The following is a 25,863-nucleotide window of genomic DNA, read 5'->3' on the forward strand; positions in this document are numbered from 1 at the left end:
GGGCTGTCTCACCGGTCTCATTCGATCACATAGCCGACGGGGCCTTGCCAGCCGGCGCCGGACGCCGTGGGGGCGGGCGAGCCGTAAACCTGGTTCAGCTGACCCATCAGGACGGTCTGGGCGTCATTGGCGATGCGCAGGCCGTCGGCCGGGGTCTGCATCCGGTCGGGCGAGGTCGGATTGACCAGATAGGGCTCGACCAGCACGACCAGCTCGGTCTCGCCAGACAGATAATCCCGCGACCGGAACAGCGACCCCAGGATCGGCACCGTCATCAGGCCGGGGAAGGAATCCAGATTCTGGCGGGTCGATTCCTGAAGCAGGCCCGCGATCATGATCGAGCCGCCGGAGGCGACCTCGACCGTCGTCTGGGCGCGGCGCACATTCAGACCCGGCAGGGAGATGGCCGTGGACGTCCCGGCGCCCAGGGTCAGACCGCCCTCGGGCGTCAGCTCGGACACCTCGGTCGAGATCTGCAGCGAGATGTTGCCGCCCGAGCGCACGACCGGGCGGAAGGCCAGGCTGACGCCGTACGGCTTGTATTCCGTCAGGATATTGCCGTCCTGGTCGCGGCCGACCGGGACGGGGAATTCGCCGCCGGCCAGGAAGCTGGCGTTCTCGCCGTTGACCGAGGTCAGGTTGGGCTCGGCCAGGGTGCGGACCAGGCCGACACGTTCAAAGGCCTTGATGGTGGCGTTGGCCTTATTCAGGTCGTCCGAGCCGGGGCCGGTGCCGGGTTGCGCGGTGTCCCAGTTGGACGCGTCGTTCGGGCCGCGCACCGTGACCGGGCACAGGGCGCCCGGGGCCCAGCCTGGACCGACGCAGGGGCGCTGCATCTGATAGTTCTTGGTGCTGTCGAACGAATAGCCGCCGGTCAGACCGCCCAGCAGGCCACCGTTGACGGCAAAGGTCGCCGCCTGGCCCAGCAGGAACTGGGTCTGGCCGATCTGGCCCAACACGGCGTTGGTGTCGAAGCCCAGCTGCTTGATGACGTTGCGCTGGACCTCGATGACGCGGACCCGCAGCGTGACCTGGTCGGAACCGGTCACGCTGATCATGTTCATGACCTTTTCCGGCGCCGAGACGAAGGCGCGGGCGACCTGCTGGGCGCGGTCGGCCTCGGCCGGGCTGGCGACCGTGCCGGTCAGGATGATGCTGTCATTGACGGCCTCGGCGCGGACGGTTCCGCCCGGCACGACGCGGGACAGGGTGTCCTCCAGCGCCGAGACGCCGGCGTCGACCCGCACGCGCAGGGTCAGGATGGTGCGGCCGCCGGCGTCCAGGAAGACGGCGTCAGTCTCGCCCGGCGCCAGACCCACCACGGTGATGCGGCGCGGCGAATGCAGCATGGCCTCGGCCACCGCGGGATTGGAGACGATCACGTCGCGCGCGTCGCCCGGCAGGTCGACGGCGAAGGACCGGCCGCGCGGCAGGTTCACCAGCTGCGGCTGGGCGCCCATGGCGACGGAGGCGCGGGTCTGGGCCGCGACCGGCGCAGCGGCGGCGCCGGAGACGGCCATCAGGGCCGTCAGCGACAGGGCGACAAGGCGTTTCATCGGCGGCTTCCTCACTGGACCACCACCACTTCCGGGGCATCCCCGCGATAGACGCGGACCGTGCTGGCCTGCTGGGTGCGGCCGGCCTGGCTGAGGACACGGCCGGAGGGGCCCATGGCGTCGGCATAGGACCGCAGCACCAGGCTGAGCTCGCCCTCGGACCGGGCGGCGGCCAGAGCCTCGGCGTCGCGCGGTCCCATCTCCAGGGTGGCGGTGGCGCCGACCACGGTGTTGGCGTCGTCGGCGGCGCGAGTGGTCTGGTCGATGGCCAGGACCTTGATGTTCTGCAGCACGGTGGCCGAAGTGAATTTCGAGCGCTGGGCGTCGGCCGTGGCCATATTGCCCAGGTTGGTTTCGCGGGTCAGGACCAGATCGACCCGGTCGCCCGGCAGGATGAAGCCGCCGGCGGCGGTCTCGACCGTGACGCGGATGGCCATGGCGCGCATGCCCGGCTCCAGATAGGCGGCCATGAAGCCGCCCTCGCCGGCGCGGACGATCTTGCGCGAAATGATGGGTTCGCCCGCAAGAATGGGCTCGCGGACGACGGCGCCGACGAAATCGGCCTTGGCTCCACCCGTCGCCATCTCGTTGGCGGCGCGGGTGACGCGGGCGACCGCGCCCTTGGGCGCGGCCTCGGCGTCCTTGGCCTTGTTCTCGTCGGCAGGCTTGGCCTCGGCGGCGGGCAGCGGCGTGGAGCCGTCGGTGACGAAAGCCGGATTGACCTGATCGACCGGCCATTCCTTCCACGCCAGGTCCGCTTCGGACAGGCGCTTGCCGGGGGGCAGGTCGGTCGCGGCGACCAGCACCTTGGCCATCACGGGCGCGGGCGCTGCGGCGGCCGTCGAGACGGCCTGACCGGACGACCCCATCGCCCTGACCACCAGGGCCAGGCCGATCGCGGCGACGGCGGCGATACAGATGACGACGATACGGGCGGGCTTCATCGACAGTCTCCGGCGGGCGCGAGCGTGCGGAAACCTTCTTCCGGCCCCCTACCGTTAACGACCATGAAGCGCGCGGGTTAACGCGGGCCTAAACGGCCCCCCGAGGCCGACCGGAGCGCTCAGCCGCCGATGAACAGCAAGACCAGCGGGCTGTCGGGAAAGGCCGCCAGGGCCCCGGCGGCGATGGCGACGCCATAGGGGATGTCGCCCTTGGGCTCCATCAACCGTCCCACCCAGGCGGGGGCGGCAATGGCGTATGCGGCTACATGGCGCCGCGCCAGTATGAGGACCACGCAGAGGAGGCCCCCTATCAGAGCCACCGCCAGCAAGAAAATCACAACGCCGCCCGGTCCGAACCACAGCGATGCGGCCGCGATCAACTTGGCGTCGCCGCCGCCGATCCAACGCAGAGCGAACAGCGCCATCCCGGCGAACAGAGCGGCGGCGAACACCGCCAGATGCAGACCCACGTCCTGCAACGGCAGGCCCAGCGCCAGGGCGGCGGGAAAGAAGCCGGCGAACAGGGCGACGGAGATCCAGTTGGGAATCTTCATCGTCGTCAGATCGTTCAGCGCCGCCACAATGGTCAGGGCGGGCAGGACGGCCAGCAGGAGCAGGATCAGCGCGGTCATGACGACACGATGCCCCGCCGTCCGTTAAGGCTGTCTTGCCGGTCGCCCAAAGCAGAAGGGGCCGGAGCGTTTCCGCTCCGGCCCCCGCCGTTTCAAGACGTCAGATCGCTTACTTGGTGCGGTCTTCGGCGACCTCGGTGGCGACTTCGTCGAATTTGTCCTTCAGGTTGCCGCCCAGGGTGCTGAGCGCAGTGATCAGCACGACGGCGATCAGGGCGGCGATCAGACCGTATTCGATGGCCGTGGCGCCCGATTCATCCTTGATGAAACGCGAGACGAAATTCTTCATTGGAGACACTCCTTCAGTTGCAGCGAGCAAAAGACTTACCCATCACCAGGGTCATCGGTTTTGCCCGCCTGACCCCCATTCACGAAACGACCTTGGGGCCGATGTGATTAAATACAGGTAAAGCGAAGCAGCCCGTATCGAACATTCGTGGTTACTGAAATATTTACTGTATTTACCTGTTTAAAACCGTGCCTGCGTGGCTTTAGCCTTTGTTGAGGTTTCCCCCTCACCTTATGAGTCACGCGGGGGCGCGCTGCGCGCCCATGTCCAAGGTCGCGACCCATGAACAGGCTCTCCCTCCTTTCCGTCATCCTCGCCTCGACCGCCGTGATCGTGGTCGGCCAGGCGCAGGCGCAGTCCCGGCCGCTGAACGTCGAGATCGACCGTTCGACGCGGGTGCAGCTGCGCACGCCGGCGGGATCGGTGATCGTCGGCAACCCCGAGATCGCGGATGTCACCGTGGTGGACGCCAACACCCTGTTCATCACCGGCAAGGGCTATGGCGTGACCGAGGTGGTCGCCGTCGACGCCATCGGCCGCACCGTCTTCCAGAACCAGATCGTCGTCACCGCCGGTTCAACCGGCAGCGTGCGCATGTGGCGCGGCGGCCAGGCCGTAACCGACATGGCCTGCGGCTCGTCCTGCTCGCCGTCGGTGCGTTCGTCCGGCGCCGCGGCCTCGGCCGGAGCGAACTGACCCGCCATGGGCGCCCGGCGCCGTCCTGACCGATCGAAGCAGGCGCGCGAAGGCTCCGCCGCCGTCGAATTCGCCCTGGTCGCGGCGCCCTTCTTCTTCATGCTGTTCGCCCTGCTGGAAGTGGGGCTGATCTTCACGCTGGATTCGACGCTTGAAAGCGCGGTGATGCAGACCAGCCGCAAGGTGCGCACCGGCGAGGCGGCGCGGCTGGGCTATACCCCGGCCGAGTTCAAGACCCAGATGTGCGACCGGATGACCATCTTCGCCGCCGACTGCGAAAACCGCGCCTATGTCGACGTGCGCGAGATCGTCCAGTTCCGTACGCCCGAACCGCCCGACCCGCTGTCCGGCGGCGGTACGCTGAACCAGGGCGACATGGACTACAGCAACGGCGCAGCGGCCAGTCTGATGCTGGTGCGGGTCTGGTACAAACACCCGGTCATGACGCCGATGATGCAGCAGATGATCGCCCGCACAACGAACGGCGAGGCGGTGCTGATGGCGGCCACCACCTTCCGCAACGAGCCCTTCTGATGCGCCGCCGGTTCACCCTCAGGGCCTGGGCGGCGGATCGGGACGGCGTGGCGGCGGTAGAGTTCGCCCTGATCGCGCCCGTCATGATCGTGCTGTATTTCGGCATGTGCGAGTTCTGCCAGGCCTATATGGCGCACAAGCGGATGGGACACGTCGCCTCGACCGTGGCCGACATCGTCGCCCGCACCACCGACATCAAGGCCGACCAGCTGGACGACATCTTCGCCGCCGGCCCGATCATCATGAAACCCTATTCCAGCGCCGCCCTGTCGACGCGGGTCAGCAGCGTCACGCGCGACGACAAGGGCGTGGCCCGCATCGACTGGACCCGCGCCAAGGGTTCGAACACCACCGTGCGCAAGAAGGGCGACACCGTCGTGGTGCCCGCCGATGTGATCGCCAATGGCGAAAGCCTGATCATGTCCGAGACGGCCTATGACTTTAACTCGCCGGTGGATTTCGTCATGCCGGATGCGACGCGATTCAAGCAGGTCTATTATCTGCGCCCACGCACCGTATCGAAGATCGGCTGCAGCGACTGCTGATGCTCAACCGGCCAACGCCTCGCGCAGGGCCCTGATCTTGGCCTCAGTCTCGTCCAGCTCCGCCGCCGGATCGCTGTCGGCGACGATGCCCGCGCCGGCCAGCGCACGCCAGCGCCAGACCCCGTCCCGCAGCCCGAAGTCAGCCGTGCGGATCAGCACGGAGCTGGTCAGCGCCCCGCCCTCTCCGATCAGGAACAGCGAGCCGCACCAGGGGCCGCGCGGCGGCTCGTGCGCGGCGATCACCTTCATCGCCTGATGCTTGGGCGCGCCGGTGATCGAGCCGGGGGGAAAGGCCGCCTGCAGCATGTCGGCCGGCCCCGCGCCGTCGCCCACCCGGCCGCTGACGGTCGAGACCAGGTGATGCACCGTCGGCAGGCTGTCCACTGTGAACAACTGCTCGGTCCGCACCGAGCCGGGCGTACAAACGCGCGACAGGTCGTTGCGCATCAGGTCGACGATCATCAGGTTTTCGGCCCGGTCCTTGACGCTGGCGCTGAGGGCCTCGGCTTCGGCACGGTCATCTGCGGGGTCGGCGCGGCGCTGACGCGTGCCCTTGATCGGGCGCGTCTCGATCCGGCGGTCGGCGGGGTCAAAGGACAGGAACAGTTCGGGCGAGTTGGACACCAGCGCCCGGTCGTCCAGCCGCCAGAAGGCGCCGTAGGCCGAGGCGCGGGCCGCCAGTCGCCGGAACACGTCGAACGGGTCGGCGTCGGCGTTCAGGGCGCCGGCCCACGCGCGGGCGATATTGGCCTGGAACAGCTCCCCCTCGCCGATCCGGCGCACCACGTCGGCGACGGCGGACAGATAGGCGGCGTCCGGCGCCTCGGCCGTGAAAGCGTCAGCGGGCGGGGGTGGCGTGGCCGTATCGATCGCCTGCGCCAGCCAGGCCTCGGCGTGGTCGGCGGCGGCGCCGGCCCTGGTGGCGTCGGCGCCCAGACCCGTGATCCGAACCTGCTGCTGATGATGGTCGAAGCTGAGCATGGCCGGATAGCGGGCCAGCATCAGGTCGGGCCAGACCGTCTCTCGCACGCCCGTCGCCAGACGCGCGCCCAGATCATAGGAGGCCAGGCCCACCACGCCTTCGCCCCAGACCGGATCGCGCAGGGCCTCGAACGGACGATCCATGTCAGCGGGCCCGACGTGGACGGCATCCGGAAAGGCAGCGACGTGCGACCAGCGTCCCGTGGAGCCGCCATCGGAAATCAGGGCGACGACGCCCGGCGCATCCCGCAGGCCGGTCGCCACGGCAAGCGGATCGCGCCAGGGCCGCTCGCGCTGAACCCGATGGGTCAGGACGGACGTCACGCGGACAGCCGCTCGCCGATCCGATCCCGCAAAGCATGATCCACCCCGAGCGCCTGCTCCAGATAGGCGTCCAACGCGCCGTGCCGGTCGTCGATGGCAGCGAAGGCCGCATTCAGAAACGCCGGCTCGACGCCGAGGAAGGCGACCACCGCCGCATGGGACGCCGGACGTCCAGTCATCGCCTCAAGCTTGCGCGCGATGTCGGGGGCGCGTCCCTCCAGATCCACGGCGACGTTGGTCAGCAGATAGTCGTCCAGCAGATCATCCCGACCGACGCCCAGCAGGTGATGGGTCAGGGCAGCCAGCAAGCCGGTGCGGTCCTTGCCCGCCGCGCAGTGGATCAGGACGGGGCGGTCGTCGTTCGCGCCCAGGGCGTGAAAATAGCGGCTGAACAGATCCAGATGCGCCGGATCGAACGGCAGGCGCGCATAGGTGTCGGTCATGAAGCGCCGGGCCGACGCCTCGGTCAGTTCGGCGGACCTCAGGAAGGTGATGTGCGGGGCCTCGGCGCCGTCGTCATGCGCGCTTTGGATCACCATCCCTGTAAATGCGGAATGACGGCGCGAGGGCTGGTCGCGGCGCTCGCCCGGTCGCCGCAGATCCACAACCACGCCCAGATCCAGATCGCCCAGCCGTGCAAGGTCGGCGTCGCTGAGTCGGGCATGGTGGGCCGAGCGGAACAGACACCCTGCCCGGACACGGCCGCCCGCCGCCGTGGCGTAGTCGCCGTAGTCGCGGAAATTGTCGAGAGCGTCGAAGCGGTGCAGCCGGTCGGTCATGTCGCTGTCTTACCCCGCCGCCTCGCGTCTCGCCATCCGGCCGTCACGCAGGCCGGGCCAGCCGGGCCATGGCGTCTAGATAGGCGATAAAGGCCTGTCGACCCGCGGATGTCATGCGGGCGCGGGTGACGGGTTTGCGCCCCTCGATGGTCTTGGCGACCTCGACAAAGCCCGCCTCCTCCAGCTTGCGCAGATGGACCGACAGATTGCCGTCCGTCGCCTGGAGCCGGGCCTTCAGCGTGTTGAAATCGACCGCCTCGACCCCCGACAGGGCCGCCATGATCCCCAGCCGCATCCGGCCGTGAATGACCTCGTCGATGCGGCCGATGTCGAAGGCCTCGCTCATGCCGAGGCCGCCTGACGCGCCCGGCGCATCATCACCCAGCCCGGCGCGGCCGCCAGCAGGAACAGGGCCGCCGCATAGGCCAGCAGCTGACGAGCATCGCCGCTGAGCAGGCCCAGCAGGGGCGCGGCGATGAACGAAGCCGCCGCCAGCCCACCCAGGGGGCGCGACCGGTGCATGGCCGCCGTCACGGCCCAGCCCATGCCGTACAGAACCAGCACCCCCGAAGGGATCATGGCGGCGACGATCTCGCCGCTTTGCAGCCGCGCGCCGACGGCGGCGACGGCGGCGCAGAAGGCGAAGACGCCCCAGCCGACCGCGCTCCACACCGCCCCGCTGGCGCGGTTGGCGGCAGTGACGGGACCGCCCCGCATCCGGGCCGAACGGGTGAAGACGATCAGCAGAAAGATCGCCACCGTGCCCAGCCACAGGATCGGCGCGGCCAACGGCGACATCGGAAAGAGGCCCGTCGCCATCGCCCATTGCATCAGGCTGGCGGCGCCGAAGACGAGGCCCGCCGCGAACAGGATGGATCCGCCCCGGAACGGCGCATCGGCGCCTTCCTGGGCCAGGTTTCGCATCCAGGCGATGTCGGCCTGGGGGTCGGTGTGGGTCATGGATTTATCCTCCGGAAGGGTCACAGTTGGCCGCCATGCGCCAACACAGGCCGGGCGTCAGGGCGATCAGAAGAAGTGTGGCGGCATAGGCCAGATACTGCTCGGGTGTGCCGATCAGGCCCACCACCCCCGCCGCGCCGACAAAGGCGATCAGCGACAGCAATGCAGGCAGGGCGCGGCGCATTCTCACCGCCACGACCGCCCAGGCGATGACGTAGATCCCCAGGGCGATGGGCGACATCCAGGCCATCATCTCCCACCGCCCGGTCAGGGCGCTGGCGGTCAGCAGCGCCGCTGCGATCCCCAGCATGGTGAAGATGGCCATGCGCGACCAGCCGGCGGCGCGCCGTCCGGCCTCGCCGCCCCGGCTGCGCAGACGACGCAGCATGACGATGAAGCCGATCACCGCGACGGGCCAGGTCAGGGCCAGAAACGCGGGCGACAGCGGCAAGGCGCCGGACAGCACGGCCCACTGGAACAGGTTGGAGGCGCCGAAGACGGCGCCGGCCAGGGTCAGGACGCGGCCGGCCATGCGCGGCAAGGCGTCAGCGCTGGAAACGGCGGGCGCGGCGGCAGGGGCGAAGGCGGTCATGGCGGGAACAGCTCCGTGGTGTTCCCGCCTTATGCTCGTTTCACTTTATGATGTAAAGTACTTTATCGAAGAGGCGGTTCGTCGAAGGCCCGCAGCTTGCGGGAGTGCAGGCGCGCCCCTTCCTCGCGCAGCAAATCCACCGCCGCGATGCCGATCTGAAGGTGTTCCGAGATCGAGCCTTCGTAGAAGCGGTTGGCCTGGCCCGGCAGCTTGATCTCGCCGTGCAGCGGCTTGTCCGAGACGCACAGCAGCGTCCCGTAGGGCACGCGGAAGCGATAGCCCTGGGCCGCGATGGTGGCGCTTTCCATGTCGATGGCGACGGCCCGGCTCTGGTTGAAGCGCAGGGCCGATTTGGAATAGCGCAGCTCCCAGTTCCGGTCGTCGGTGGTGACGACGGTGCCGGTGCGCAGGCGGCGCTTGACCTCTTCGCCCGGCATGCCGCTGACCGACTTGGTCGCGTCGTAAAGGGCGCGTTGGACCTCGGCGATGGACGGGATCGGAATGTCGGCGGGCAGCACGGCGTCCAGCACATGGTCGTCGCGCAGATAGGCGTGGGCCAGGACGTAATCGCCGATGGTCTGGCTGTCGCGCAGGCCGCCGCAGTGGCCGATCATCATCCAGACGTGGGGCCGCAGCACCGCCAGGTGGTCGGTGATGGTCTTGGCGTTCGACGGGCCTACGCCGATGTTGACGACGGTGATCCCCTGCCCGTCCGATGCGGTCAGGTGATAGGCGGGCATCTGATGCTTGCGCCAGGCCGAGTCCTGGATGGCGCGTTCCGGATTGGGCGTATCGCGGGTGATGACCACGCCCCCGGCGCAAACCAGGCTTTCATAGCGGCTGGCGGGATCGGCCAGTTGCTCGGTCGCCCAGCGCACGAACTCGTCGATATAGCGGTTGTAGTTGGTGAACAGGATGTAGGACTGCACGTCCTCGACCGGCGTGCCGGTGTAGTGCCGCAGCCGCGCCAGCGAAAAGTCGGTGCGCAGGCCGTCGAAATGCGACAGCGGGAAATCCTCGGCCGGATCGAACAGGCCGTCGGCGATCTCGTCGCCGATATGGGCCAGATCGGTGGTCGGGAACCAGCGCGCGATGGCCGCCGTCATGGTCCGGTCCAGCGTCACGTCGGACCCGTCCAGCACATAGGGGAAAGGGATTTCCTGACGCGAGGGCGCGACCTCGAACGTCGCGCCGTAGTCCTGTTCCAGCAGGCCCAGTTGTTCGATCAGATATGGGCGGAACAGGTCGGGTCGGGTGATGGTGGTGGCGTAGGTCCCCTGTTTCGACAGGCGGGCGTAGGCGCGGGGTTCAAGGTTCGCGGGGCGATCACCGGTCCAGCGGACCCGCAACTCGGGATAGGCGAACAGGCCGTCGGCCCGGGCGGCGGGATCGACCCGGGCGCCGGTGGCCAGGAAGTCGCGCACCGCAGTCCGCAGGTTGGCGACCGATTGATTGTAGAGGGTTTCGAGGCGGTCCAGCGCCGCCGTGGCGTTCATCGTTTCTGTCATGGCCTCCTCTAGCGAAAACTCATGACGTTGGCGAGACGGGTCAGACCAGGGCGCCCCGGAAGAAGCGGGTGACGTCGTCCAGCACCGGCGCCTTGCCCCGGAACAGGGGCGACAGGGCCGTGACCATGTCGACATGGTTCAGCCCCTCATAGAGCGTCAGGGTCGAGGCGGCGCCCGCCGCCCGCAGCCCGCGATCCAGCAGGATGGAATCCTCGTCGTGCACGACCGTATCCGCTGTGCCGTGGCCCAGCCAGACCGGCGGTGCGTCGCGCCGCACGAAGGCGACCGGCTGGGTCAGGGTGGCGTTGCGTTCCTGACCGAAGGCGGCGCGGGTCGAGGCGTAGTCCCGGGGCCGGAAGTCGTAGGGCCCGGCCAGCCCGGCCGCCGCGCGGATCAGATCGGGGGCCCCGACTTCGGCCATATAGCGGCGATCCAGCGCAACCATCATCGCCAGATAGGCGCCCGCCGAATGACCGATCACGCCCAGACGGCCGGGATCGCCGTCGTGATCACGCGCGACCTGACCCGCGCGCGCCGTAGCCCGGGCGGCGTCCTGGACGAACGCCGGAAAATGAACCTCTGGAACCAGTCGATAGTCCGGCACGGCGACGACGAAGCCGTGCGCCGCCAGCGCCTGCGCCGCCCAGCCGTACAGGCCGCGCTCGCCGCTGTCCCAATTGCCGCCGTAGAAGAAGACCAGCACCGGCCATGGCCCGGCGCCGGTCGGGGCGTAAAGGTCAAACCTCTGGCGTGGATGATCGCCATAGGCCAGATCGCGCGACACCCGCCGCGCCCCGCCGTCGCGCGGGCCCAGCGTGTTCAGCAGGCCCAGCGGCGAACACGCCGCCGCCAGCAGGCCCAGACCGGGGGCGATCAATGCACGACGCGTCATCTCCATTCCCCGACCACAGCCGAAAGCGAAGAGGGACGCCAGCCCAAACCTATCGCGCCGAGGCGATCAGCGAGCCGCAGTCGGCGTCTTCAGCCAGACCGGGATCGATGAAAGGCAGGATGGCGGCCAGCGGGCTGACCAGTGATCCCAGCAGGGCCGTCAGCCCGCCCTGGGCCACCACCTCACCCGTATCGACACCCAGTTTCGGCGCGACCAGGGACCCCTGGACGGTGATCGGCGCCCAGACTCGCAGCAGGCGCGGCTTCTTGGTCTCGCCGTCGATCTTCAGGTTCAGGGTCTCGGCGCCCAGATTGATCGTCCCCTCGCCCTTGGCCAGCACGACGCCGGTGTCGATCACGAAGGTCTCGGCCCGCGCCGTGCCGCCCGCCACCTTGAAGTCCGCCACCGCACAGCGGATCGGCGTCGTCGAGGTGTCGCCGGACAACAGTTTGGACAGGCCCGCCCCGACGTTGATGCCCAGCAGTTCGGCGAAGGCGGCCCGCATCTGACCCTGCGGCACGACCAGGCTGACCGAGCCCTTCGACGCCGCCGCGAAATCATGGATCGAAGCGCCCGGCCCTTCCAGCCGCGCGCGGCCCAGCGCGCGACCGGTGACGGTCGGCGCGCCGTTGCGGGCGGGGATGATCGATTCCAGCGGATAGCCGGACAGGCGGAAGTCGATAGTGCTGTAGGGCGTGTCCTTGCGCGCATCGATGCGCGCCGTGCCGTTCAGTTCGCCGCGGTTGAAGGCGAAGCTGACGGGGTCCAGCTTCAGCACCCCGCCGTTCAGATCGGCCCCCAGACGCACCGCCCGGATATCCAGATCGTTCGCCTTGACCGAGGCCGCGCGATAGCTGAGCACACCGTCCATGGTGCGCAGGCGATCCACCTGCAGCGGCGCGTCCGGCAGCAGGCGGCCCGGCACGCCCGAGGTGACGGTCGTGTTTTCGCCCCCGCCGCTGACGCGCGGCTGGCCGCCCAGCACGGTCAGCAGGTCGTCCAGATCCAGCCGCCGCGACGCCAGCGTCGCCTCGACCCGCAGCCGGTCATCGACGCGATCGACACTGAGGTCGCCCGACAGGTCGGACGACCCGACGCGACCGGAGAAGTCGTTGAAGGTCCATCGCGAGTTATCGCGCGTCAGCGCGCCCGACAGACGATAAGGCGGCGTGTTCGGCGTGGTGATGCCGGTCAGCACATAGAGGTCCGACAGATCCTGACCCTGCAGGCTGAGCGTCGCCTGGAACCGGCCCAGGTCGAACGGGCGGGTGATGGCGCCGTTGGCGACCAGCCGCGATCGGGCGCCGTTCATCTGCGCCTCGAACCGGTAGGGACGATCCCGGCGGATGTTCAGGAACGGTCCGCCTTCGACCCGCACCGTCAGCGGCGCGCCGTTCAACGTTCCCCGCCCGTCCAGCAGGAAGCCGCTTTCACCGTCCTCGGGCGACAGGGCCTCACGCGCGGTGACCGCCGCCTCCAGCGTCATGCCGCGCCGCTGTTCGTCCAGTGACAGCTTGCCGTCCCGGATGATCAGCCGCTGGATCGGCGGCAGCTTCATGCCCTCGCCGGTATCGGGCGCGTTCGGGTTCAGGTCCCAGCTGCGGCGGCCCTGTTTGTCGGCGATCAGCACGACCTCTGGTCGGGTGAAGGCCAGCAGGGGCACCTCGATCTGGCCGGCGAACAGTTTGCGCAGCCGGACCTGACCCTCCATCTGGCCCACCCGCGCGGTGTCCGCCTGACGCGCCCAGTCGGGCCCGCCGATCTTCAGGTCGTTGACGATGACGGACGGGGTCCAGCTGAACAGATGCACGTCCAGGTCGCCGTTGATGGCGATCTCGCGGTCGTATTTCCTGGACGCCCAGTCGCCGATCGGTCCACGCAGCCAGTTCCAGTCGAACAGGATCAGGAACAGGACGACGGCCCCGACGATCAGCAGGGTCAGGCCTGCGGCCCATTTTTCGGCAGGGCCAGGGGCGGCGAAGGCGCGCCAGACCGGATCGTTCGCCCGGATGTCGTCGCGCCACGTCTGCGCGCGCCCGCCGACGGTGGCCAAGGCCTCATGACGACGGCTCCACAGGCCCCGCCAGTCTGGAAATCGTCCCTGAGATTGCGCCAAGCAGGCCTCCGTGAAGGGCTGCAACGCATGAAATCGCCGTTCGGCGCCATTGCCGGGGGACAAAGAGGTCCGGGCGCCCGTTCGTCACACTTCATTCTTCAGTTTGTCATTTATTCTTTACAATAGCGGCGTTCGGCGCATGATGCCGTTCGTGATCGGAGCGGTTTCCGGCCCTGGGAGGACATTGAATGCGCGTTTCAGCCCTGACGGCCCTGGCCCTGATGGCCTCCAGCCTGACCTTGCCCGCGATGGCGTTGGACAGTCAGGCGGCGCCGTCGTCACAACGCGCCGTGATGATCTGCGCCACCGACGCGGCCACCCGCAGCAGTTTCGCGCGCGAATACGGCCAGGCGCCGGTCTATATCACCGCCCGTGAGGCCCTGACGGCGAAGGATCTGGGCCAGACCTGGTCCACGCCGCGCTGCATGACCGAGCGCGAACACGCCCGCTATCTGCACCTCAGCCAGTCGATGGCGGCGCGCTGATCACCTGAACTCCAGCCGAATTGAAAAGGGCGCGGTCATCGACCGCGCCCCTTGTCGTTTGCGCGCAATCAGCGGCCGATGTGCTTGTCCAGCCAGCCGAACACCTCGTCGTGCCATTGCAGGCTGTTGGCGGGTTTCAACACCCAGTGGTTCTCGTTCGGGAAGACCACCAGCCGGCTCTCGATCCCGCGCCGTTGGAGGGCGGTGAAGGTCGACAGGCCCTGGGCGGTGGGGATGCGGAAGTCCAGATCGCCCTGCACCACCATCATCGGCGTCTTCCACTTGTCGACGTGATGGACCGGGTTGAAGCGCTCATACCCCTCGGGGTTCTGCCACGGCGTGCCGCCGTATTCCCACTCGGTGAACCACAGTTCCTCGGTCGAATAGCCCATGCCGCGGATGTCGAAGACACCGTCATGGTTGACCAGGCATTTGAACGCGTCCGGCCACTGGCCCGCGATCCAGTTGATCATGTAGCCGCCGTAGGAGGCGCCCAGGGCGCAGGCGTTCTGACCGTCCAGGAAGCCGTATTTCTGCTGCGCAAAGGCCCAGCCCTTTTGCAGGTCCTCCAGCGGGCGGTCGCCCCAGTGCTGGCTGATCGCATCGGTGAAGCCCTGGCCGTAGCCGGTCGAGCCGTGGAAATCGATCATCACCACCGCATAGCCGGCCCCCGCATAGGTTCCGGGGTTCCAGCGATAGGACCAGCTGTTGCCGAACGACCCCTGCGGCCCGCCGTGGATCAGGAAGGCGACGGGATATTTCCGGCCTTCGACGTAGCCCGCCGGCTTGATGACATAGCCGTGGACCGTCTCACCGTTCCAGCCGGGGAAGCTGAACTGCTCGGCCTCACCGAACGCCTTGTCGTCCAGCTGGGGGTTCACATTGGTGATCCGGCGCGGCATTTCGCGACCACGGAACGTCTTGACGAACAGCTCGCTGGGCCGGGTCAAACTGTCCTGGGCGAAGACGAAGCCCGAGGGGGTCTGGGCGAAGGCCGAGACGTGACCTTCGCCGGTGATCGGAACCACAACGCCATTGCGCGTGTCGATGGCGAAGAGGCGCGTCTGACCGACGTCGCCGGCGGTGGTGTACAGGGTGGCGCCGTCCTTCGACCATTGCAGGGTGTCGGCCGAGCGGTCCCAGTTGGCGGCGATCTGGCGGGTCTGACCGGTGGCCACGTCGCGCAGGAAGACAGCGAACTTGTCCGCCTCGAACCCCGGCCGGGCCATGGCGCGATAGGCCAGGGTCTTGCCGTCCGGCGAGAAGACCGGGCCGGTGTCCCAGGCATCGTTGTCGTCGGTCAGATTGGTCAGCTGGCCCGGCGCATCCACGGCGACCTGATACAGGTCGAAATTGGTGCTCCACGGCTCGCTGTTCCCGGCCTGACGGGCCGAGAAGACCAGCGAGCGGCCATCGGGGGCGAAGGTGAACTCGCCCTCGTCGCCGAACGGTTTGGACGGGGTGTCGCCGTCGAAGCCCTTGGTCACCCAGACCGGATCGCCGGCCGCCTTGCCGTCCGCGCCGATCGACTGGACGAACAGGTGGTTCTGGGTGTGGTCGTTCCAGGTGTCCCAGTGACGCACGAACATGCGGTCATAGACCTGGCCGGTGGTCTTCTTCTCGCCCTCGGCCCTGGCCCGCGCGACCGAAGCGGTCAGATCCGCCGCATCGGGATAAACGGCCAGCGACACAGCCACAGCGTCGCCGGCGGCGTTGATGCGGTAGGCGTTCACGTCGGTCGGCAGGTCGGTCACCCGGGTCGCCGTCGCGCCCTGATCGGCCGAGACCCAGACCTGGCTGGAGCCTGAACGGCCCGACAGGAAATACAGTTTGCCGTCGGCGCCCCAGCGGGCGGTGTTGGCGCCGCCCTCGTTGATCGCCAGACGCTGCGGTTCGCCCTCGCCATCCAGGCTGAGCCGATAAAGGGCGCCCGCGCGGCGGTTGGCGGCCACGTCGGTCGTGGTCACGGAATAGACCACCCACTTGCCGTCCGGCGACACCTGCGGATCGCCCAGGCGGTTGGCCGAAATCATGTCGCGATAGGTGAAGGCGTCGGCGGCGGCGGGCTGGACCGCGACCGGCGCGGGCGCCGCCTCGGCCATCGCCGGCAAGGCGGCGCAGGTCAGCAGGGCGGCGGCGCTGAGGCCGGAAAGCAGGTGGGGAAGTCGGCGCATGAAGCGATCCCTTGCAGTCATTCAATCAAACTGGCCCAAGGCGTAGCATCGCCCCGGCCGCGCGGCAAAGACGTGTGGATCGCCGGTCCGGCTTGCCGCCTCGCGCGGGACCGGCGACAAGCGTTGTCCCATGCAGGAATCGCCCGCTCTGGCCATGACGTCCCCAAGGTCCGCCGATCACATCGTTGATGTGCTGATCGCCGAGCGCGCGCCGCGCCTGACGGGCTCGGCCGCCTGGCCGCTGGTGCGTCCGGCGCTGTACGGCCTGCTGGGCTATGGCGAGGCGCGGGCCATGGCCGACGCCATCGCCCCCCTGCCCGGCGCGGCGGCGCTGGAATACGTCTCGGACCTGCTGGCCCTGTCAGTCAGCACCCTGAACCCCGAGCGGATACCGGCCAGCGGGCGCTGCATCGTCGTGGCCAACCACCCGACCGGCATCGCCGACGGCATCGCGGTGCACGACGCCATCCGCGCGCGCCGGGGCGACGCCATCTATTTCGCCAACGCCGACGCCCTGCGCGTGTCGCCCCGGCTGGGCGAGGCGGTGATCCCGGTCGAATGGGTGGTCGACAAGCGCACCCGCGACAAGACCCGCGCCACCCTGCAAGCCGCCAAGGAGGCCTTCGAGGCCGAGCGCTGCGTCGTCATGTTCCCGGCCGGGCGGCTGGCCCGTGTGGGCAAGGACGGCGCCCTGATCGATCCGGAGTGGGCGCCGACGGCTGCGTCGCTGGCGCGCAAATACGACGCGCCGGTCGTACCGGTCCATGTCACCGGGCCGACCAGCCGCCTGTTCCACCTGTTCGACAAATTCTCCCAGGAACTGCGCGACGTGACCCTGTTTCATGAACTGCTGAACAAGAAGGGCCGCGCGTTCCAGTTGAAGGTCGGGCCGACGATCCCGCCGTCGCGGCTGGATACCGATGCGGCCCGGGCGACCTATGCGCTCAAGGCCTATGTCGAGCGGGTTCTGCCGTCCCAGCCGGATGCGGATTTCGCATGAGGACCTTCCAGCTTTCTGACGCTGACGCCACCGGCCGGCTCGGCGCCGCGATCGCGCCCCTGCTGGCGTCGGGCGAGGCGGTGCTGCTGTATGGGCCCCTGGGCATGGGCAAGTCGACGCTGGCCCGCGCCCTGATCCGCGCCCTGACCACGCCGGACGAGGACGTGCCCTCGCCGACCTTCACCCTGGTCCAGTTCTATGAGAGCGACCCGCCGGTCGCCCATTTCGACCTCTATCGGCTGAGCCGCCCGGACGAGGCGTTCGAGATCGGGCTGGACGAGGCGCTGGAGAGCGGCTGCGCCCTGATCGAATGGCCCGAACGGCTGGGTGACGACCCGGGCGCCATGGTCGGGCCGGATCGACTGATCATCCAACTGAGTGAGCCTACCCCTCAAGCCGCCGCCCTCCGCGAGGGCGGCGATAGGACGCCGGGAAGAGTTGCGACCGTTTCTGGCGCAGGGTCGTGGGAAGCGAAGATCAAGGAACTGCATGTCTGATCGCGAAACCCGCCGTCTTGATTTCCTGCGTTCGGCCGGGCTGGCCGACGCCGTGCGCGCGCCCTTGCCCGGCGACGCCTCGACGCGCCGGTACGAGCGGCTGACCACGCCGTCGGGCGCGTCGCTGATGCTGATGGACCAGGCCCCGGCGGCCGAGAGCCCGCCGTGCGATCCCGCCTGGACGCCGCAGCAGCGTAGGGACAGCGGCTGGAACGCCGTCGCCCGCCTGTCCGCCGGCCGGGTCGAGGCCTTCGCCGCCGTCGCCGCCCACCTGAAATCGCTGGGCCTGTCCGCGCCCGGGATCGTCGCCGTCGACGCCCCGAACGGCCTGGCCGTGATCGAGGATTTCGGCGACGCCCTGTTCGCCAACGTCATCGCCGACGGCGCCGACCCCGCGCCCCTGTATCGCGCGGCGGTCGAGGCGTTGGCGGCCCTGCATGCCACCCCGACGCCGGACGTGTTGAGCGGCGCGGCGGGCGACTGGCCCCTGCTGACCTATGACGCCACGGCGTTGCAGGGCGGAGCCGACCTGTTCATCGACTGGCTGCCGAAACTGGAGCCGCGCCTGTCGTTCGGCGAGACCGCGCGTCAGGAATGGGCCGAGGTCTGGGCGCCGGTCACGGCGGCGGGGGAAGCGGGCGCGACCGTCATGGCGCATCGCGACTATCACGCCGAGAACCTGATCCGGCTGGACGGCCGGTCCGGCGCGGCCTCGGTCGGGCTGATCGACTTTCAGGACGCGGTGAGGGCGCATCCGTCGTGGGATCTGCATTCCCTGTTGCAGGACGCCCGCCGCGACGTGGCGCCCGAGCTGGAGGTGCTGGCGCTGGACCACTATTTCACCCTGCGGCCGGGCGTGGACCGCGACGCCTTCATGACCGACTACGCCGGTCTGGCGGCGCTGAACGAGGCGCGCATCCTGGGCATCTTCGCTCGGCTGGTGTCGCGCGACGGAAAACCGAAATACCGCGCCTTCATGCCGCGCATGTGGGCGCACCTGAACGCCAATCTGGCGAAGCCGGGGCTGGAGCCCGCCGCCCGCTGGTTCGCCCGCCATGTTCCGGACGAGGTGCGCGCATGACCGCCCCCAAGGCTGCCCCCCATACGGCAATGGTCCTGGCCGCCGGCCTCGGCACGCGGATGCGGCCGCTGACCAATGACCGGCCCAAGGCGTTGGTCGAGGTCGCGGGCAAGGCGCTGATCGATCACGTGCTGGACCGGCTGGCCGAGGCCGGGGTCCAGCGCGCGGTGGTCAATGTCCACTGGTTCGCCGATCGGCTGGAGAGCCATCTGGCGGCGCGCGGACGCGGACCGGACATCGTCGTTTCAGATGAACGCGCCGAACTGCTGGAGACCGGCGGGGGCCTCAGGAAGGCGCGGCCGCTGCTGGGCGACGATCCGGTCTTCGTGGCCAATATCGACAGCGTCTGGATCGACCGGGGCGACGCGCTTTCAGACCTGATCCGCCTGTGGGACCCGGACCGGATGGACGCGGCCCTGCTGCTGGCCCGGCGCGAAGGCTCCATCGGGTTCGAGGGCGACGGCGATTTCTTCCTGGGCGACGACGGCGCCCTGACCTTCCGCGGCGACGCCCCTGCCGCCCCCTACGCCTATATGGGCGTGCACATCACCCGGCCCGGCTATGCCGACGGTGGCCCGAACGGCGCCTTTTCGCTGAGCCCCCTGTGGCGCCGCTCGGCGGCCGAGGGGCGGCTGTTCGGCTGCGTGCTGGACGGCGACTGGATGCACGTCGGCGATCCGCAGGCGCGCAACGACGCCGAGGCGCGGCTGAAGGGCGCTGGGTGACGGCGCGTTTCAATCCCTTCGACGGCCAGGGTCCGCGCTGGCGCGCGATCCCGGCCTGGCGACCGTTCCTTGAGGATCTGGCCGCGGGCGTGCTGGACTGGCTGGGCGAGGCACCGCCCGAGACGCTGAGCGACGCGACCATCCTGCTGCCGAACCGCCGGGCCGCGCGCGCCTTCGCCTCGGCGCTGGGCCGACTGGCGGGCGACCGGCCGGTCTTGCTGCCGCAGGTGCGGCCGCTGGGCGATCTGGAGGAGGACGAGCCGCCCTTCGCCCCCGGCGAACTGGGGCTGGACCTGCCGCCCGCCATCGCGCCCCTGACCCGCCGGTTCGAGATGGCGCGGATGATCGCCGAGGATTTCGCGCCCGGCCTGAAACCCCTGCGCGCGCTGGAGATGGCCGACGCCTTGGGCGGCTTCCTGGATTCCTGTCAGCTGGAAGAGGTGTCCGACCTGTCGCGCATCGCGACCCTGGCCCAGGCCGACCTGGCCGCCCACTGGCAGGAGAGCGCGCGCTTCCTGGGCCTGGCGGTCGAGGCCTGGCCGAGGCGTCTGGCGGCGCTGGGCCTGGTCGATCCGGCCTGGCGCCGGGCGACGCTGCTGCGCCGCCTGGCCGAGGCGTGGGACGAACGGCCGCCGCAGCAGCCGGTGATCGCCGCCGGTTCGACCGGCACCGTGCCCGCCGCAGCCGATGTGCTGGCCGCCGTGGCCCGCAGCCCCCAGGGGGTGGTGGTCCTGCCCGGCCTTGATCTGGACTTGGCCGACGGGGTCTGGGACCGGATCGACGACCAGCATCCGCAGGCGGCGCTGAAGGCCCTGCTGACCCGGGCAGAGGTCGGCCGCGATCAGGTCAGGCCGTGGTTCCAGCCGCCAGTTGAAGGCCGGATCGAAACGCGCGGCCTGGCCCGCCAGCGCCTGATCAACGAGGCCCTGCGCCCGGCCGAGGCGACCGACGACTGGCGTCAGGAAATCCGCCTGCTGCGCGCCCGCTCGGCCGAGGCGGGGCGCGCCGCCGACCCCATCGCCGAGGGCTTGCAGGGCCTGACCGTCCTGTCCGTCCGCGCCGAGGAAGAGGCCGCCGCCGCCATCGCCCTGATGATGCGCGAGACGCTGGAGACACCTGGCCGCACCTGCGCCCTGGTGACGCCCGACCTGCAGCTGTCGCGCCGGGTGGAGGCGCGGCTGGCGCGCTGGGGCATCGTCGCCGACGCCTCGACCGGCCAGCCGCTGGCGCGGATGCCCGCCGGGGTGCTGACGGACCTGTGCGCCCGGTTCCTGGCCGAACCGCTGAAGCCGCAGACGCTGCTGGGGCTGATCAAGCATCCGCTGGTGCGGCTGGATCTGGGCGAGGTCAGCTTGTCCGACGCCGCCGCCGCGCTGGAGGAACACGCCCTGCGCGGGCCCCGTCCGCGCGACTGGTCCCGCCTGCGCCATCGCCTGCATGAAGCGGCCCAGCCCCGGCGCGGCGGCAGGCCCCTGGCCGACTGGAAACTGGCCCGACTGGCGGGCGCCCAGGCGCTGGCCGACCGGCTGGAGGCCCTCGCCGTGGCCGCGCCACAGGCCGCGCCCGACGCCGCCGCCCGCGCCCTGACCGCACTGATCGAGACGCTGGCGGGCCAGAACGCGTGGGCTGGCCCAGACGGTGAGGCGGCGGCCGGCCTGCTGTCCAGCCTGATCGACGGCGGCGGCCCATTGGGCGAAGTGAAGCCCGCCGAGTTCGCCGACCTGATCGCCGCGCTTCTGGCCGAAACCACGGTCCGCACGGGCGGCGCGACCCATCCTCGTCTGCGCATACTGGGCGCCATCGAGGCGCGCCTGACCCGGGCCGACCGCATGATCCTGGCCGGGTTGGAGGAGGGCGTCTGGCCCAACGCGGCGCCGGTCGATCCCTTCCTGTCGCGGCCGATGCGGACCGCGCTGGGCCTGCCCGCGCCCGAACGGCGGCTGGGCCAGACGGCGCAGGATTTCGTCCAGGCCGCCTGCGCCGAGGAAGCCGTGCTGGTCCATTGCGAGCGGCGCGGCGGCCAGCCCGCCGTGCGGTCGCGCTGGCTGTGGCGGCTGGAGATGCTGACGCGCGGCGCCCATTCCACGCAGACGCCGGTGGCCATGGCCGCGCCCGAGGGCGTCGCCGACTGGACCCGCGCCCTGGACGCCCCGCCGCCCGGCGCCGCCCGCTTCGCGCCCCGCCCCGCCCCGCGCCCGCCGGTCGAGCGGCGGCCGCGCAGCCTGTATGTCACCGGGGTCGAGCGCTGGGTCCGCGACCCCTATGCCCTGTACGCCCGCCGCATCCTGGATCTGGAGCCGATGGATCGCCCCGGCGCCTCGGCCGAGGCGATGGCGCGCGGCAACGCCGTGCACAAGGCCATCGAGCGGATGACGGTCCTGTGGCCCGACGCCCTGCCGGACAACGCCCCCGTCGAGATCGAACGCCTGCTGATCGAGGAGCTGACCGCCCATGGCTTCGAGGACGCCGCCATGGCGCGCGAGACGCCGCTGGCGAAAAACGCCGCCCGCTGGCTGGCCGGGTTCGAGGCGCGGCGTCGCGCGCGCGGGGTCGATCTGCTGATTGAACAGCAAGGAACGCTGACGCTGAACGGCCCCGCCGGTCCGTTCACGCTGAAAGCCTATGCCGACCGGATCGAGGTCGGGGCGACGGGCGCGGCGGTGATGGATTTCAAGACCGGCGCCGCCCCGTCGGGCAAGCAGATCAAGGCCGGCTTCGCGCCCCAGCTGACCCTGACCGCCGCCATCCTGGCCCACGGCGGATTCGTGGACACCAACGGCCCGACCCCGCCGGAGGAGCTGACCTATGTCCGCGTCGTCGGCCGCAAGAAGCCGGGCGAGGTTCATGTCCGCGCGGCGGGCGCCGAGGCGCAAGGCCTGGCCGATGCCGCGCTGGAGGGGCTGATGAAGCGCATCGCCCGGTTCGACGATCCGGCGACGCCCTATCTGTCGTGGGTCGCGCCGCAGTTCATGGGCAATTTCGGCGGCAACTACGACCATCTGGCCCGTGTCTGGGAATGGCATGTCGTCGGCGGCGATGAAGGGGATGGCGAATGACTGTCATCAACCCCCAGATCCGCGCCGCCGACCCCGGTCTGTCGGTCTTCGTCACCGCCAACGCCGGCTCGGGCAAGACGACGACCCTGGTCAGCCGGGTGGCGCGCCTGTTGCTGGGTGGGGCCGCGCCCTCGGCCATCCTGTGCGTCACCTACACCAAGGCGGCGGCGGCCGAGATGCAGGCGCGCCTGTTCGAGACCCTGGGCAAGTGGGCCGTCATGGACGACGCCGAACTGTCGGCCGAATTGGCCCGGCTGGACGACAGCGCGGCCGGAAACCTGGCGCCCGCCCGCCTGTCCGAGGCGCGCCGCCTGTTCGCCCGGGCTCTGGAGACGCCGGGGGGGCTGAAGATCCAGACGATCCACGCCTTTTGCGAAAAGCTGCTGCGGCGGTTCCCCATCGAGGCGGGCGTGTCGCCCCGCTTCACCGTGCTGGAGAACGAGGCCGCCATCGCCCTGTCGCACGCCGCGCGTGAGGATCTGGCCCGCGCGGCGTTGAACGACGCCGAGGGGCCGATCGGCGAGGCCTACAGCCATTTCGCCATTGAGCTGGACTGGGAACGGTTCCAGCAATTGCTGGCCCTGATCGAGGCGAAGCGGGCGGCGTTGACCGACTATGTCGCGCGGGTCGTTTCGGGCACGGCGCCCTCGCCCCATGTGCTGGCGGGCGCCGATCCGGATCAGATGCCGGACGACATCGAACAGGCCTTCCTGAACAGCCTGAACGTTTCCGACTGGATCGCCTGCGCCGACGGGCTGGCGACCAGCGGCGCCACCGACCAGAAGATGGCGGTGCGGATGCGCGACGCCATGCCCCCCGCCACCAGTCTGGCGGCGATGCACGACATCTTCTTCGACTCGAAAGGCAACCCCCGCGAGAAGTTCGGGGCCAAGGCCGCGCCCGCCTTCGCCACCAGCTATCTGGCCGATGTGCAGTTGCGCTACCTGTCGGCGCTGGAACGGTGGCGCAAGGCGCGGGTGGCGACGGACACCATCCGTCTGCTGACCCTGGCCCAGGCCCATGCCGGGCTCTACGAGGCGGCCAAGGCGGCGCATGGCGCGCTCGACTTCTCGGATCTGGTGGCGCGCACGGTCGAGCTGCTGACCACCCGCTCGACCGCCGCCTGGGTGCTGTACAAGCTGGACGGGGGGGTCGATCACGTCCTGATCGACGAAGCCCAGGACACGGCCCCGGAGCAGTGGGAAATCGTCCGCGCCCTGACCGGCGAATTCTTCTCGGGCGGGGAAACCGACCGCACCGTCTTCGCGGTGGGGGACGAGAAGCAGTCGATCTATTCCTTCCAGGGCGCCCGGCCCGAGCGGCTGCGGCAGGAGGCGCAGGTCTATGACGTCCTGATCACCGGCGCGGGCGGCGCGTTCGAAGGAGTGCCGCTGGAGACCTCATACCGCTCGACCGAGGACGTGCTGGCCTTTGTCGATCACGCCTTCGCCAGTCCCGAACGCACCCGCGCCCTGGTCGGAGAGACGGGCGAGATCCCGCACCACGTCGCGGCCCGCGTGGGCCAGCGAGGCGCGGTTGACCTGTGGCCCCTGTTCACCGACGAGGCGGCGCCCGAACGCGACGCCTGGGACGACCCGGTCGATCAGGAAAGCGTCGCCGGCGCCCGCAAGCGTATGGCCGCCGCCCTGGCGCAGGAGATCAGGCGTCAGGTGGAGGGTGGCGTCACCGTCGTGGATCGCACGACCCGCCAGCCGCGCGCCAGCGGCTATGGCGACTTCCTGATCCTGGTCCGGCGCCGTGACGCGACGTTTGAAGAGATCATTCGCGCGTTGAAGACGGCGGGCGTGCCGGTGGCCGGCGCCGACCGTCTGAAGCTGTCCAGCCACATCGTCTTCGACGACCTGAAGGCGCTGGCCCGGTTCGCCCTGTTCCCCGGCGACGACCTGTCGCTGGCCGAGATCCTGCGCAGCCCGTTCTGCGACGTGGACGAGGCGTCGTTGTATGAACTGGCGGGGCACGGGAAGCGCGACGGCCTGTGGCGCGAGCTGAAGCGTCGCGCGGATGAGCGACCCGAATGGGTGCGGGCGCGAACGCTGTGCGAGACGGCGCGCGACGCCCGCGCCCGCGATCCGTTCGACTTCTTCTCGACCCTGCTCAACCGGGTGGACGACACCGGCGCCTCGGGCCGGGCGCGCATCCTGACCCGGCTGGGGCGTGAAGCCGAGGAGGCCATCGACGAAAGCCTGAACCAGGTGCTGGCCGCCGAGGGGCGCGGCGGGGTCGATCTGGAAACCTGCCTGTCGCTGCTGGAGGCCGCCGACGTCGAGGTGAAACGCGAGCTGGAAGGCCCGCGCGGCGAGGTCCGCGTCATGACCGTCCATGGCGCCAAGGGGCTGGAGGCGCCGGTGGTCATCCTGCCCGACACGACGATGAAGGCGAAGGCGCAGGGGCCGACCCTGATGCCCGTGCCGCTGGCCGACGGGACCGAGGGCTGGCTGATGTGCCCCGGCTCGGCGAAGGAGGACTGCCCCGCCTCGGCCGACGCCCGCGCCGCGCGCGAGGCGCGGGTGGGGGATGAGTCCCTGCGTCTGCTCTATGTCGCCCTGACTCGCGCGCGGGACCGGGTGATCGTGATGGGTCGCGGCTCGCGCCGCGCGCCCGAAGGCGGTGACTGGTGGTCGGTGATCGAGGAGACCTTTAACCGGCTGGGCGATCAGGTGCGGACGCTGGACAATCGCGTGCGCCGTTACGGCGTCGATCCGGAGATCCTGTCCGCCGTTCGCGCGATCGCAGAAACGCAGCCGGAAGCGCCCGACTGGGCTCGACGCGATCCGGCGCGCGACGCCGCCGCCCGTTTCGCCTCACCGTCGCAGATGCAGGAGCAGAAGCGCATCCCCGCCCCGTCGCCGCTGGCGCGCGGAGAGGGCCCCGGCGCAGGTCTGGGCCGGTTCCGGCGCGGCGACCTGATCCACCGCCTGCTGGAACGCCTGCCCGACATCGCGCCCGCCGACCGGCCGGACGCCGCGACGCGCATGCTGGCGCGCGAACGCGACCTGAGCGATGACCAGCGCGCCGAGATGATCGCCGCCGCCTTCGCCGTGCTGGATGACGCGCGGTTCGCGCCCGTCTTTGGCGAGGGCTCGCGCGCCGAGGTCGCCCTGACCGGCTCGTCGCCCGACCTGCCGCCGGGCGTCAGCATCTCGGGCCGGATCGACCGACTGGTGGTGACCCCCGACCGGGTGTTGGTGGTCGACTTCAAATCCAACCGCCCGGCGCCCGACCAGGTCGAGGACGCCGACCCGGCCTATGTTCTGCAGATGGCCATCTATGTCGCTGTGCTGCGACGGCTGTATCCCGACCGGCCGGTCGAGGCGGCGCTGGTGTGGACCGATGGGCCCAGACTGATGCCGGTTCCGCAGGCGTTGATGGATACTGCTCTCGCGAATGCCCGTTGATTTGCGCCGGAATCGGCCCACATCTGCGACTGAACGGCGCTCAGGCGAGGGCCGCGAAATTCTGGCGCTCAAGCCGCGAGC

The 25,863-nt window shown here is 69.8% G+C and carries 23 protein-coding genes; 10 read left to right on the forward strand and 13 right to left on the reverse strand.

Translation table 11 applies throughout. From position 1 onward, the window contains the following. Positions 1-17: 17 nt before the first annotated feature. The 4 genes from EON91_RS08285 to EON91_RS08300 all read right to left on the reverse strand — a co-directional run bounded on the left by EON91_RS08285 (position 18) and on the right by EON91_RS08300 (position 3,421). Entirely contained in the window at positions 18-1,556 is a 1,539-nt protein-coding gene (locus EON91_RS08285; protein WP_292093364.1) for a type II and III secretion system protein family protein, read from the reverse strand. 11 nt (positions 1,557-1,567) lie between these two features. After that, complete coding sequence (gene cpaB, locus EON91_RS08290; protein WP_292093366.1) at positions 1,568-2,500, reverse strand: Flp pilus assembly protein CpaB; 933 nt, start codon at positions 2,498-2,500, stop codon at positions 1,568-1,570. A gap of 119 nt (positions 2,501-2,619) precedes the next feature. Further along, positions 2,620-3,132 carry a prepilin peptidase gene (locus tag EON91_RS08295; protein ID WP_292093368.1) on the reverse strand — a complete coding sequence of 171 codons (513 nt, stop codon included), beginning with the start codon at positions 3,130-3,132 and terminating at the stop codon, positions 2,620-2,622. 109 nt (positions 3,133-3,241) lie between these two features. Next, a complete protein-coding gene (locus tag EON91_RS08300; protein WP_292093370.1) occupies positions 3,242-3,421 on the reverse strand; it encodes a Flp family type IVb pilin in 180 nt (59 codons plus the stop codon). 282 nt (positions 3,422-3,703) lie between these two features. Between EON91_RS08300 and EON91_RS08305 the strand changes: the two genes are divergently transcribed. From EON91_RS08305 to EON91_RS08315, 3 genes are read left to right on the forward strand one after another with little or no spacing between them, the layout of a single operon-like run. Beyond that, the gene (locus EON91_RS08305; protein ID WP_292093372.1) at positions 3,704-4,117 is read left to right on the forward strand and encodes a pilus assembly protein N-terminal domain-containing protein; all 414 of its coding nucleotides are present in this window, start codon (positions 3,704-3,706) and stop codon (positions 4,115-4,117) included. A gap of 6 nt (positions 4,118-4,123) precedes the next feature. Next, positions 4,124-4,651, forward strand: coding sequence for a TadE family protein (locus EON91_RS08310; RefSeq protein ID WP_292093374.1), 528 nt, complete (start codon positions 4,124-4,126; stop codon positions 4,649-4,651). Beyond that, positions 4,651-5,196 carry a TadE/TadG family type IV pilus assembly protein gene (locus tag EON91_RS08315; RefSeq protein ID WP_292093376.1) on the forward strand — a complete coding sequence of 182 codons (546 nt, stop codon included), beginning with the start codon at positions 4,651-4,653 and terminating at the stop codon, positions 5,194-5,196. The genes EON91_RS08310 and EON91_RS08315 overlap by 1 nt, the downstream gene beginning before the upstream one ends. Positions 5,197-5,199: 3 nt before the next feature. On the opposite strand, the gene EON91_RS08320 is transcribed toward EON91_RS08315, so the two are convergent. The 8 genes from EON91_RS08320 to EON91_RS08355 all read right to left on the reverse strand — a co-directional run bounded on the left by EON91_RS08320 (position 5,200) and on the right by EON91_RS08355 (position 13,348). Next, positions 5,200-6,501, reverse strand: coding sequence for a chorismate-binding protein (locus EON91_RS08320; RefSeq protein WP_292093379.1), 1,302 nt, complete (start codon positions 6,499-6,501; stop codon positions 5,200-5,202). Beyond that, complete coding sequence (locus EON91_RS08325; RefSeq protein ID WP_292093382.1) at positions 6,498-7,280, reverse strand: tyrosine-protein phosphatase; 783 nt, start codon at positions 7,278-7,280, stop codon at positions 6,498-6,500. Before EON91_RS08325 ends, EON91_RS08320 begins: the two co-directional genes overlap by 4 nt. Positions 7,281-7,323: 43 nt before the next feature. Continuing rightward, positions 7,324-7,626 carry a transcriptional regulator gene (locus EON91_RS08330; protein ID WP_292093384.1) on the reverse strand — a complete coding sequence of 101 codons (303 nt, stop codon included), beginning with the start codon at positions 7,624-7,626 and terminating at the stop codon, positions 7,324-7,326. Then, positions 7,623-8,240 carry a hypothetical protein gene (locus EON91_RS08335; RefSeq protein WP_292093385.1) on the reverse strand — a complete coding sequence of 206 codons (618 nt, stop codon included), beginning with the start codon at positions 8,238-8,240 and terminating at the stop codon, positions 7,623-7,625. Before EON91_RS08335 ends, EON91_RS08330 begins: the two co-directional genes overlap by 4 nt. 4 nt (positions 8,241-8,244) lie before the next feature. After that, a complete protein-coding gene (locus EON91_RS08340) occupies positions 8,245-8,832 on the reverse strand; it encodes a hypothetical protein (RefSeq protein WP_292093387.1) in 588 nt (195 codons plus the stop codon). Positions 8,833-8,894: 62 nt separating this feature from the next. After that, the gene (locus EON91_RS08345; RefSeq protein ID WP_292093388.1) at positions 8,895-10,340 is read right to left on the reverse strand and encodes an AMP nucleosidase; all 1,446 of its coding nucleotides are present in this window, start codon (positions 10,338-10,340) and stop codon (positions 8,895-8,897) included. A gap of 40 nt (positions 10,341-10,380) precedes the next feature. After that, the gene (locus tag EON91_RS08350) at positions 10,381-11,232 is read right to left on the reverse strand and encodes an alpha/beta hydrolase (protein ID WP_292093390.1); all 852 of its coding nucleotides are present in this window, start codon (positions 11,230-11,232) and stop codon (positions 10,381-10,383) included. A gap of 49 nt (positions 11,233-11,281) precedes the next feature. Then, entirely contained in the window at positions 11,282-13,348 is a 2,067-nt protein-coding gene (locus EON91_RS08355) for an AsmA family protein (RefSeq protein WP_292093393.1), read from the reverse strand. 188 nt (positions 13,349-13,536) lie between these two features. On the opposite strand from EON91_RS08355, the gene EON91_RS08360 reads away from it, so the two are divergent. Continuing rightward, positions 13,537-13,833 (forward strand): hypothetical protein, encoded by a 297-nt coding sequence (locus EON91_RS08360; protein ID WP_292093395.1) that lies wholly within the window; start codon positions 13,537-13,539, stop codon positions 13,831-13,833. Positions 13,834-13,901: 68 nt separating this feature from the next. Here the strand turns inward: EON91_RS08360 and EON91_RS08365 are convergent, their stop codons facing one another. Continuing rightward, positions 13,902-16,007, reverse strand: coding sequence for a S9 family peptidase (locus tag EON91_RS08365; protein WP_292093396.1), 2,106 nt, complete (start codon positions 16,005-16,007; stop codon positions 13,902-13,904). A gap of 130 nt (positions 16,008-16,137) precedes the next feature. Between EON91_RS08365 and EON91_RS08370 the strand changes: the two genes are divergently transcribed. From EON91_RS08370 to addA, 6 genes are read left to right on the forward strand one after another with little or no spacing between them, the layout of a single operon-like run. After that, positions 16,138-17,007, forward strand: a complete 870-nt coding sequence (locus EON91_RS08370; RefSeq protein ID WP_292093397.1) for a 1-acyl-sn-glycerol-3-phosphate acyltransferase — start codon at positions 16,138-16,140, stop codon at positions 17,005-17,007. Then, positions 17,004-17,504, forward strand: coding sequence for a tRNA (adenosine(37)-N6)-threonylcarbamoyltransferase complex ATPase subunit type 1 TsaE (tsaE, locus tag EON91_RS08375; RefSeq protein WP_292093399.1), 501 nt, complete (start codon positions 17,004-17,006; stop codon positions 17,502-17,504). The genes EON91_RS08370 and tsaE overlap by 4 nt, the downstream gene beginning before the upstream one ends. After that, complete coding sequence (gene amgK, locus EON91_RS08380; protein WP_292093400.1) at positions 17,497-18,585, forward strand: N-acetylmuramate/N-acetylglucosamine kinase AmgK; 1,089 nt, start codon at positions 17,497-17,499, stop codon at positions 18,583-18,585. The genes tsaE and amgK overlap by 8 nt, the downstream gene beginning before the upstream one ends. Before the next feature lie 29 nt (positions 18,586-18,614). Beyond that, positions 18,615-19,310 carry an N-acetylmuramate alpha-1-phosphate uridylyltransferase MurU gene (gene murU, locus EON91_RS08385; RefSeq protein ID WP_292093429.1) on the forward strand — a complete coding sequence of 232 codons (696 nt, stop codon included), beginning with the start codon at positions 18,615-18,617 and terminating at the stop codon, positions 19,308-19,310. After that, on the forward strand, positions 19,307-22,366 hold the full coding sequence (gene addB / locus EON91_RS08390) for a double-strand break repair protein AddB (protein WP_292093401.1): 3,060 nt from the start codon (positions 19,307-19,309) through the stop codon (positions 22,364-22,366). Before murU ends, addB begins: the two co-directional genes overlap by 4 nt. Further along, the gene (gene addA, locus EON91_RS08395) at positions 22,363-25,782 is read left to right on the forward strand and encodes a double-strand break repair helicase AddA (RefSeq protein WP_292093404.1); all 3,420 of its coding nucleotides are present in this window, start codon (positions 22,363-22,365) and stop codon (positions 25,780-25,782) included. Before addB ends, addA begins: the two co-directional genes overlap by 4 nt. Positions 25,783-25,863 lie beyond the last annotated feature (81 nt).

Source organism: Brevundimonas sp. (assembly GCF_004210735.1).
Taxonomy (GTDB): Bacteria; Pseudomonadota; Alphaproteobacteria; order Caulobacterales; family Caulobacteraceae; genus Brevundimonas.